Origin of the sequence: Streptomyces sp. KR55, assembly GCF_052245645.1 — a bacterium.
Classification (GTDB): Bacteria; Actinomycetota; Actinomycetes; order Streptomycetales; family Streptomycetaceae; genus Streptomyces; species Streptomyces flavusporus.
The window spans coordinates 1-7,940 of record NZ_JBQQCE010000457.1; the positions used below are offsets into that span (position 1 = coordinate 1).

The following is a 7,940-nucleotide window of genomic DNA, read 5'->3' on the forward strand; positions in this document are numbered from 1 at the left end:
GGCCGTCAGGCGCCGAAGCCGAGATGCCGGGCGCTCGGGACCCGAGTCGCCGTTGTCCGTCTCCGTCACGTACGCCTGCTGCGCCATACCGTCGCCTCGCTACCTGCCGTGCACACCGTCGTCCCCCGTGCCCTACGACCCTAGGGGATGATCGGCTCCGTTCAACGCCGCCCCATGACGGCCGTACGGGCACTTAGGACGAACAACTCGGCGCCGCGGGTTCCGGTTTCCGCCGGTACGCGAGAGCTCTGTGACGAAACGCGAACATTCGGGCTATGTGGCGGGTGAGCTGACAGGTCGTAGCCCTTCGAGCGTCGTGTCGACGATCTGCTCCGCGAGACCTTCGGGCAGGTCGGCGTCCGGGCGCAGGAGGGAACGGACCAGCATGGGGCCGACGATGATGTCGTGCATCACCTCGACGTCGACGTCCGCCCGGAGTTCGCCGTTCTCCTGGCCTCGGCGCAGCACGTCCAGGCCGAGTCTGCGGCGGGGCGCTATGACGGCGTTGTGGTACGCGGCCCAGATGCGGGGGCTGCTCTTCATCTGCGCGTGGACGTTGTGCAGGATCGCCGAGGAACGGCTCGCCAGGCCACGACGGCGCAGGGTTTCGAGCAGCACGACGAGGTCGTCGCGCAGCGAGGTGCCCGGGAGTTGGGGGTCGGCGGGCTCGGCGGTGCGGATGACGTCGACGAAGAGTTCCTCCTTGCCGCTCCAGCGGCGGTAGATGGTGGCCTTGCCGACGCCGGCGGTGCGGGCGATGCGCTCGATGGAGAGTTCGGCGAGGGGGACGCCGCCCTCCAGGAGTTTCATCGTGCCCTCGATGATGGCGCGTTCCACGGCCTCGCTGCGGGGGCGTCCGCGGGCGGGCCCCTCCTGCCGGGGGCGGCTTTCGGCGAGGCTCACTGTCCTGTGTCCCTTCGTTGTCCTGGGACATTGTCGCCGGCGGTACCGGCGTTCCTGGCGTTCCTGGCATTCCCAGCATTCCCGGCATACGACGGCTCCGCCTCGTCGGCGCGACCGCCCTCGCCCGGTTCCCCGGCCCTGCCCGGCAGGAACAGCGCCACCACCACCGCCCCGACCAGGGCGACGCCCGCCCCGCACAGTGCGGTGACGTGCATGGCGTGCAGGAAGGCGTCGTTGGCAGGGCTCACCAGGGCCCGCCCCTCGGGGCCGAGCCGTGCCGCGGCGGCGAGGGTGGCCTCGATGGATTCGCCGGCGGTGTGGCGCGCGGCGGTGGGGAGTCGGGTCAGCTCGTCCTCGATCGAGGTGCGGTAGGCGGTGGAGAGGACCGAGCCGAGGACCGCGATGCCGAGGGCGCCGCCGACCTGGCGGAAGGTGTTGCTGAGGGCGGAGGCGGAACCGGCCTTCTCGCGGGGCAGGGCCTGCATGATGACGACGCTGACCGGCGTCATGATGTGCGCCATACCGGTGCCCATGAGGAAGAAGACGACCTCCAGGATCCAGATGGGGGTGTCCGCGTCCAGCGTGGCGAACGCGGCCAGCATCGCGGCGATGAGCAGCATGCCGCCGGTGGTGGTGGCCCGGTGGCCGAAACGGTCGACGACCAGCCGGGCCCGCGGCGCGAAGATCATCTGGGCGGCGGCCAGCGGGAGCATCAGCAGACCGGTCTCCAGCGGCGAGTAGCCGCGCACGCTCTGGGTGTAGAAGACGGCGAAGAAGGTCACGCCCATCAGCGCGAAGAAGACCAGCGCGATGACGGAGATCGCAGCCGAGAACACCTTGCTCTTGAAGTAGGTGACGTCGATGGACGGGTGGTCGCTGCGCTTCTCGAAGACGACGAAGGCGGCGAGGACGGCGAGTCCGGCGCCGATGGTCGCCAGTACCGCCGGATCCGCGAAGTCGGCGAGCTGGCCGCCCTTGATGATGCCGTAGACGAGCAGGACGAGCCCGACGACGGACAGCAGCACGCCGACGGGGTCGATCCGGCCGGGATTCGGATCGCGGGAGTCGGGCACCAGCCACAGCATCAGACCGATCGCGAGGATCACGATCGGCACGTTGATGAGGAACACCGAACCCCACCAGAAGTGGTCGAGCAGCACACCACCGGTGATCGGACCGATGGCGATGGCGAGGCCGACGCCGCCGGCCCAGATGCCGATGGCCTTGGGCTGCTCGTCGCGCTCGAAGACGTTCATGAGGACGGCGAGTGTGGCCGGCATCACGAAGGCGGCGCCGAGGCCCATCACCGCGCGGAAGGCGATGAGTTCGGCCGGCGATCCGGACGAGGCGGCGAGGGCGGAGCCGATGCCGAACGCGACGAGCCCGCCGAGCAGGACCCTCTTGCGGCCGAGCCGGTCTCCGAGCAGTCCCGCACTGAACAGCAGGCCCGCGAAGACGAGGGTGTAGGCGTTGATCGCCCACTCCAGCTCGCTCTGGGTGGCGCCCAGACCGGTCGGGGCGGGCGTGGAGATCGTCTTGACGGCGACGTTCAGGATCGAGTTGTCCAGCACCACGATCAGCAGGCTCAGCATGAGGACGCCGAGTATGAGCCAGCGGCGCCGGTGCACCGCTTCCGGTATGCGGGGGCCGGGGGCAGCCGGTGTAGTCATGCCGTCGAGCCTAGGCACTTTACGATACGAGACGGTGCCGTATCGTAAAGTTTTACTCAGCTCTTACGTGACCGGGGTCCGGGGGTCCCCCTAGCCCTCGATGGCACGAGGTGCCACCATGGGAGTGATCCGGGGACGCCGTCAGGGCGCCTCGAGATGACGTAAGGAGCCGTTGCAATGACGCAGCTTTCGGCTGCCCAGACTGCACAGCAGAAGCCCTCCGACGGCAGCAAGGCGCTGTACGGGGGCAAGGGCACCCGCCGTATCACGGTTCGTGACATCACCGCCGCCAAGGAGCGCGGCGAGAAGTGGCCCATGCTCACCGCCTACGACGCGATGACCGCGTCCGTCTTCGACGAGGCCGGCATCCCGGTCATGCTCGTCGGCGACTCGGCGGGCAACTGCCACCTGGGGTACGACACCACCGTGCCCGTCACCCTCGACGAGATGACCATGCTGTCCGCCGCGGTCGTACGGGGTACGAAGCGTGCCCTGATCGTCGGCGACCTGCCGTTCGGCTCGTACCAGGAGGGCCCGGTGCAGGCGCTGCGCTCGGCGACCCGGCTGGTGAAGGAGGCGGGCGTGCAGGCCGTGAAGCTGGAGGGCGGCGAGCGGTCCCACGAGCAGATTCGGCTGCTGGTCGAGTCCGGGATTCCGGTGATGGCGCACATCGGACTGACGCCGCAGTCCGTGAACGCGATGGGGTACCGCGTCCAGGGGCGTGGCGAGGAGGCGGCGGCGCAGCTGCTGCGGGACGCCAAGGCCGTGCAGGACGCGGGGGCGTTCGCGGTGGTGCTGGAGCTGGTGCCGGCCGAGTTGGCGGGCGAGGTGACGCGGACGCTGCACATCCCGACGGTCGGTATCGGCGCGGGGGCGGAGACGGACGCGCAGGTGCTGGTGTGGACCGACATGCTCGGGCTGACCGGGGGGCGGGTGCCGAAGTTCGTGAAGCAGTACGCCGATCTGCGTGAGGTCATGGGGAGCGCGGCGAAGGCGTTTGCGGAGGATGTTGTCGGCGGGGCGTTCCCGTTGGAGGAGCACTCCGTCCACTGAGCCACCATCACCAGGACGGCCCGCCGATCTTCCCCCGTCGGCGGGCCGTCCCCCCTTTGCGCCTAAACCGGCGCCGCTCTCGCGGACGTGGTTGCTCGCCGTCGTGGTTCCTCAATTGACGGTTGCGGTGCTCGTCGGGGAATTGTCGGTGGTGTCGGCAGGATGTCGGTCGTTTGTCGGTGGCGTCTGAAACCGTCGCCCCCATGACACGAATCGACAAGAACCCCGGCGGCAGTGAAGTGGCCGTCACCGTGCGGGGGCTGGTCAAGCACTACGGCGAGACCAAGGCGCTGGACGGCGTCGACCTGGATGTGCGTGAGGGCACCGTGATGGGTGTGCTCGGGCCGAACGGGGCCGGGAAGACCACCCTCGTACGGATTCTGTCCACCCTGCTGGCCCCGGACGCCGGGCAGGCGACCGTCGCCGGTTATGACGTCGTACGGCAGCCGCGGCAGCTGCGTCGGGTGATCGGGCTCACGGGGCAGTACGCCTCCGTCGACGAGAAGCTCCCGGGCTGGGAGAACCTGTACCTGATCGGGCGGCTGCTGGACCTGTCCCGCAAGGAGGCCCGCGCCCGGGCCGATGAGCTGCTGGAGCGGTTCTCGCTCACCGAGGCGGCCAAGCGGCCGGCGGCGACGTACTCCGGCGGTATGCGGCGGCGGCTCGACCTGGCGGCCTCGATGATCGGGCGCCCGGCCGTGCTGTTCCTCGACGAGCCCACCACCGGACTCGACCCGCGCACCCGCAACGAGGTGTGGGACGAGGTGAAGGCCATGGTCGGGGACGGGGTCACCGTCCTGCTGACCACGCAGTACATGGAGGAGGCCGAGCAGCTCGCCTCCGAGCTGACCGTCGTCGACCGCGGGAAGGTCATCGCGAACGGCGGGATCGAGGAGCTGAAGGCCAAGGTCGGCGGGCGGACGCTGCGGGTGCGGCCGGCCGATCCGGCGCAGCTGCGGCCGCTGGCCGACGCGCTCGACGAGCTGGGCATCACCGGGCTGGCCACGACCACCGTGGACACCGAGGGCGGCACCGTGCTGGTGCCGATCCTGAGCGACGAGCAGCTGACCGCCGTGGTCGGCGCCGTCACGGCGCGCGGTATCACGCTCGCGTCGATCAGCACCGAACTGCCCAGCCTGGACGAGGTGTTCCTGTCCCTCACCGGCCACCGCGCCAGTGCCCCGCAGGACGCCGCGCCCGCCGACACCCGCGAGGAGGTCGCCGTATGAGCGCCACCACCGCCACAGCCGCCGACGCCCGTATCCCGCTGCGCGGCCACCTTCGTCACACCGGGGCCCTGATCCGCCGCAACCTGCTGTGGATCCGGCAGGACCCCGAGTCGATGTTCGACGCGCTGCTGATGCCGGTCGTCTTCACCCTGCTGTTCGTGTACGTCTTCGGCGGCTCGATCGGGCAGGCCCTGGGCGGCGGGCAGGATGGGTACGTGCAGTACGTGATCCCGGGCATGATCGCGATGATGAGCATGACGCTGTCCCAGGGCGTCGGCACCGGCTTCAGCCAGGACTTCAACTCCGGTGTCATGGACCGTTTCCGGTCCCTGCCGATCGGGCGCGGCTCGGTGCTGTTCGCGAAGATCTCGGTCGAGCTGGTCCGGATGCTGTTCGCGACGACCGTGCTGATGATCGTCGCCGTCCTGGTCGGCTTCGACATCACCAACTGGCTCGGCGTGTTCGCGGCCGTGGGCCTGTCGACGGCGTTCGCCTCGTCCATCATGTGGGTGTTCCTCACCCTGGGCGTGGTCCTGAAGAACGCGCAGTCCGTGCAGGCGATGGGCTTCCTGGTGCTGTTTCCTCTGCAGTTCGGCTCGTCGATCTTCGCGCCGACGGAGTCGATGCCGGGCTGGCTGCAGGCCTTCACCGACTACAACCCGCTGTCCACGCTCGCGGACGCGGCCCGCGGACTGATGGTGGGCGGCCCGGTCGCGCACGACCTGTGGGTGACGCTGGGCTGGTCGGCTGCGATCACGGTGGTGATGGCGCCGGTCGCGATCCACAAGTTCAAGACGAAGAGCTGAGCCGGTCACACCAGGGCGGCGGCCTCCTGCGGGGAGAGGCCGCCGCCTTCGGCGTACGCCGCCGTGTACTCCTCGGCGGGCAGCGCGGCCCGTACGGCGGCCGTGGCGCGGTCGCGGGCCATGCGCTCCAGGGACGAGTGCACATGGCCGGAGGGCAGCAGCGCGTCGGCCGCGCCCAGGCAGCGGGCGGCGTCGCGTCCGCCGTCGCTGCCGGCCATCGCCAGGGCGGCGATGACAAGGTACGAGGAGAACAGTTGCGGGGCCATCGCCTTCGACAGCGGGTCGTCGGCCTGCGCGAGGCCGAGCCGGATCTTCTCCCTGGCCTGCTCGTAGCGGCCGTCGACGGCGTCCACCCACGCCTCCTGACCGAGGATGAACGCGTCGAAGACGACGAAGTGGGCGATGGTGAACTCCTCGCGCAGCGCCCGCAGATGCTCGCGCGCCTCGGCGGTCCGGCCGGTGCAGCTGAGCCATCCGGCGAGGACGACCCGGGCGAACGGCATCGCCTCGTTGTGCGCGCCCTCCCCGCCGTCGAGCACCTCCCGCAGCAGGCGCTCGCCCTGCTCGGCCTCGCCCGACTCCAGCACCGCGCTGGCCAGCCGGGCGGTGAGGACCGCGTGCTGGGCGCGGGCGCCGAGCCGCCGGGCGTGTTCCATGGCCGCCTTGTAGTCGGCGGCGGCCGCGAGGTACCGCCCCTTGCGCTCGTGGGCCTCGGCACGCGCGGAGAGTGACTCGGCGCTACCCCAGGCGTCGCCGAGGCGCTGGTATATCTCCAGCGACTCGTCGGCGTCCCGCTCCGCCTCGTCCGCCCGGTCGGACCGGTTGGCGAGGATGTTGGCGCGGATCTGGAGGCTGGCGGCCAGTTCCCAGTCGTAGCCGGGGGTCGCGCGGCAGGTGGCGACGGCGGCATCGAGGAGCGTGGCCAGCCGGTCCATGTCGCCGGTCAGCATCACGGCGTAGTAGGACAGCATGCCGGGGGTGCGGCAGGTCTGCGGGAGCCCCGGTTCGTAGGCCTCGGCGATCGCCCGCAGCTTGCGCTGGGCCTCGGGGGTCTGCCAGGCGTCCAGCTCGGTGTCCATGCAGGCGAGATGCCCCAGGTGGACCCCGCGCCGGGCCTCCTCGAGGACCTCCCCCGTCATGGGGGGCGGCTCGGCGGTGCAGCGCTGCCACACCGGGGCAGCCTTGCGGACCGGCTCGGCGAAGGGGTCGGGGCCGAGATCCATGACCGCGCGGCACCAGTGGCGGGCCTCGATGCGCAGGTCGCGCATCTGCCAGTACCAGGCCAGCGACAGCGCCAGGCACAGCGCCTCCTGCTCGTCGCGTTCGGCGACGGCGTGCCGCAGTGCCGTGCGCAGGTTCTCGTACTCGCGTTCCAGCCGCTCGATGGCGGCGAGCTGACCGGGACCGCGCAGCAACGGGTCGGTGGTGCGGGCGAGTTCGCGGTAGTACGTCAGGTGCGCGCGTTCGGTGTCGCGGCGTCGGCCGGCCTCGTCGAGCCGTTCGCCGGCATACTCGGCGACGGTCTCCAGGAGCCGGTAGCGCATCTCGCCGTCGCCGGAGGGGGCGGCCACGACGAGCGACTTGTCGACGAGGGAGCCGAGCGCGTCCAGGGCGGCGGGCCCGCACACGGCCTCGGCGGCGACGAGGTCGCAGCCGCCGGCGAACACCGACAGGCGGCTCAGGACGTCCCGTTCGTCCTCGTCGAGCAGGTCCCAGGACCAGTCGACGACGGCCCGCAGGGTCTGCTGGCGGGGCAGCACGGTTCGGCTGCCGGAGGTGAGCAGGCGGAAGCGGTCGTCGAGCCGGTCCGCGATCTGCCGTGGCGTCAGCATCCGCAGCCGGGCGGCGGCGAGCTCGATGCCGAGCGGCAGCCCGTCGAGCCGTCGGCAGATCTCCGCGCACGCCTCGGGATCGTCGTCGACACGGAAACCGGGCCGGGCGGCCGCCCCGCGGTCGGCGAGCAGCCGCAGCGCGTACGGCTCCGGCAGCGGCTCCACCGGCCGCAGCACCTCCCCCGGTACGCCGAGGGGTTCGCGGCTGGTGGCCAGCACGGTCAGGTCGGGGCAGCGTGCGAGCAGCTCCTCGACGAGCCGGGCGGCGGCGTCGACGACGTGCTCGCAGTTGTCGAGGACGATCAGCATGCGGCGGCGGGCGCAGTGCTCGACGAGACGTTCGACGGGGTCGTCGTGGCGGTCGCCCGCGGCGGCCCGGAGCTCCTCGGCGCCGGCTCCGTGCAGCACGGTCTCGCGGGCGCCGATCGCGGTGAGCACGGCCTCGGG

General features: G+C 71.1%; 6 protein-coding genes. 3 read left to right on the forward strand and 3 right to left on the reverse strand.

Features of this window, described 5'->3' with window-relative positions; genetic code table 11:
* Window positions 1-273 precede the first annotated feature (273 nt).
* A complete protein-coding gene (locus ACTWQJ_RS41660) occupies window positions 274-903 on the reverse strand; it encodes a TetR/AcrR family transcriptional regulator (RefSeq protein WP_443311620.1) in 630 nt (209 codons plus the stop codon).
* Window positions 900-2,573, reverse strand: a complete 1,674-nt coding sequence (locus ACTWQJ_RS41665) for an MFS transporter (protein WP_443311621.1) — start codon at window positions 2,571-2,573, stop codon at window positions 900-902. The genes ACTWQJ_RS41660 and ACTWQJ_RS41665 overlap by 4 nt, the downstream gene beginning before the upstream one ends.
* Window positions 2,574-2,750: 177 nt before the next feature.
* Between ACTWQJ_RS41665 and panB the strand changes: the two genes are divergently transcribed.
* The 3 genes from panB (at window position 2,751) to ACTWQJ_RS41680 (ending at window position 5,661) form a co-directional block, all read left to right on the forward strand.
* Window positions 2,751-3,626 (forward strand): 3-methyl-2-oxobutanoate hydroxymethyltransferase, encoded by an 876-nt coding sequence (gene panB / locus ACTWQJ_RS41670; protein ID WP_443311622.1) that lies wholly within the window; start codon window positions 2,751-2,753, stop codon window positions 3,624-3,626.
* Window positions 3,627-3,829: 203 nt separating this feature from the next.
* Window positions 3,830-4,855, forward strand: coding sequence for an ATP-binding cassette domain-containing protein (locus ACTWQJ_RS41675; RefSeq protein ID WP_443311623.1), 1,026 nt, complete (start codon window positions 3,830-3,832; stop codon window positions 4,853-4,855).
* Window positions 4,852-5,661, forward strand: a complete 810-nt coding sequence (locus tag ACTWQJ_RS41680) for an ABC transporter permease (RefSeq protein ID WP_409472495.1) — start codon at window positions 4,852-4,854, stop codon at window positions 5,659-5,661. The genes ACTWQJ_RS41675 and ACTWQJ_RS41680 overlap by 4 nt, the downstream gene beginning before the upstream one ends.
* 5 nt (window positions 5,662-5,666) lie before the next feature.
* On the opposite strand, the gene ACTWQJ_RS41685 is transcribed toward ACTWQJ_RS41680, so the two are convergent.
* Window positions 5,667-7,940, reverse strand: a 2,274-nt coding sequence (locus tag ACTWQJ_RS41685; RefSeq protein ID WP_443311624.1) for an ATP-binding protein, incomplete at its 5' end; no start/stop codon positions are given.

Bases quoted from the DNA above. Each gene is read 5' to 3' on its own strand.
- ACTWQJ_RS41665 (WP_443311621.1), bottom strand. From the start codon at position 2,573: ATGACTACACCGGCTGCCCCCGGCCCCCGCATACCGGAAGCGGTGCAC.
- panB (WP_443311622.1), top strand. From the start codon at position 2,751: ATGACGCAGCTTTCGGCTGCCCAGACTGCACAGCAGAAGCCCTCCGAC.
- ACTWQJ_RS41675 (WP_443311623.1), top strand. From the start codon at position 3,830: ATGACACGAATCGACAAGAACCCCGGCGGCAGTGAAGTGGCCGTCACC.
- ACTWQJ_RS41680 (WP_409472495.1), top strand. From the start codon at position 4,852: ATGAGCGCCACCACCGCCACAGCCGCCGACGCCCGTATCCCGCTGCGC.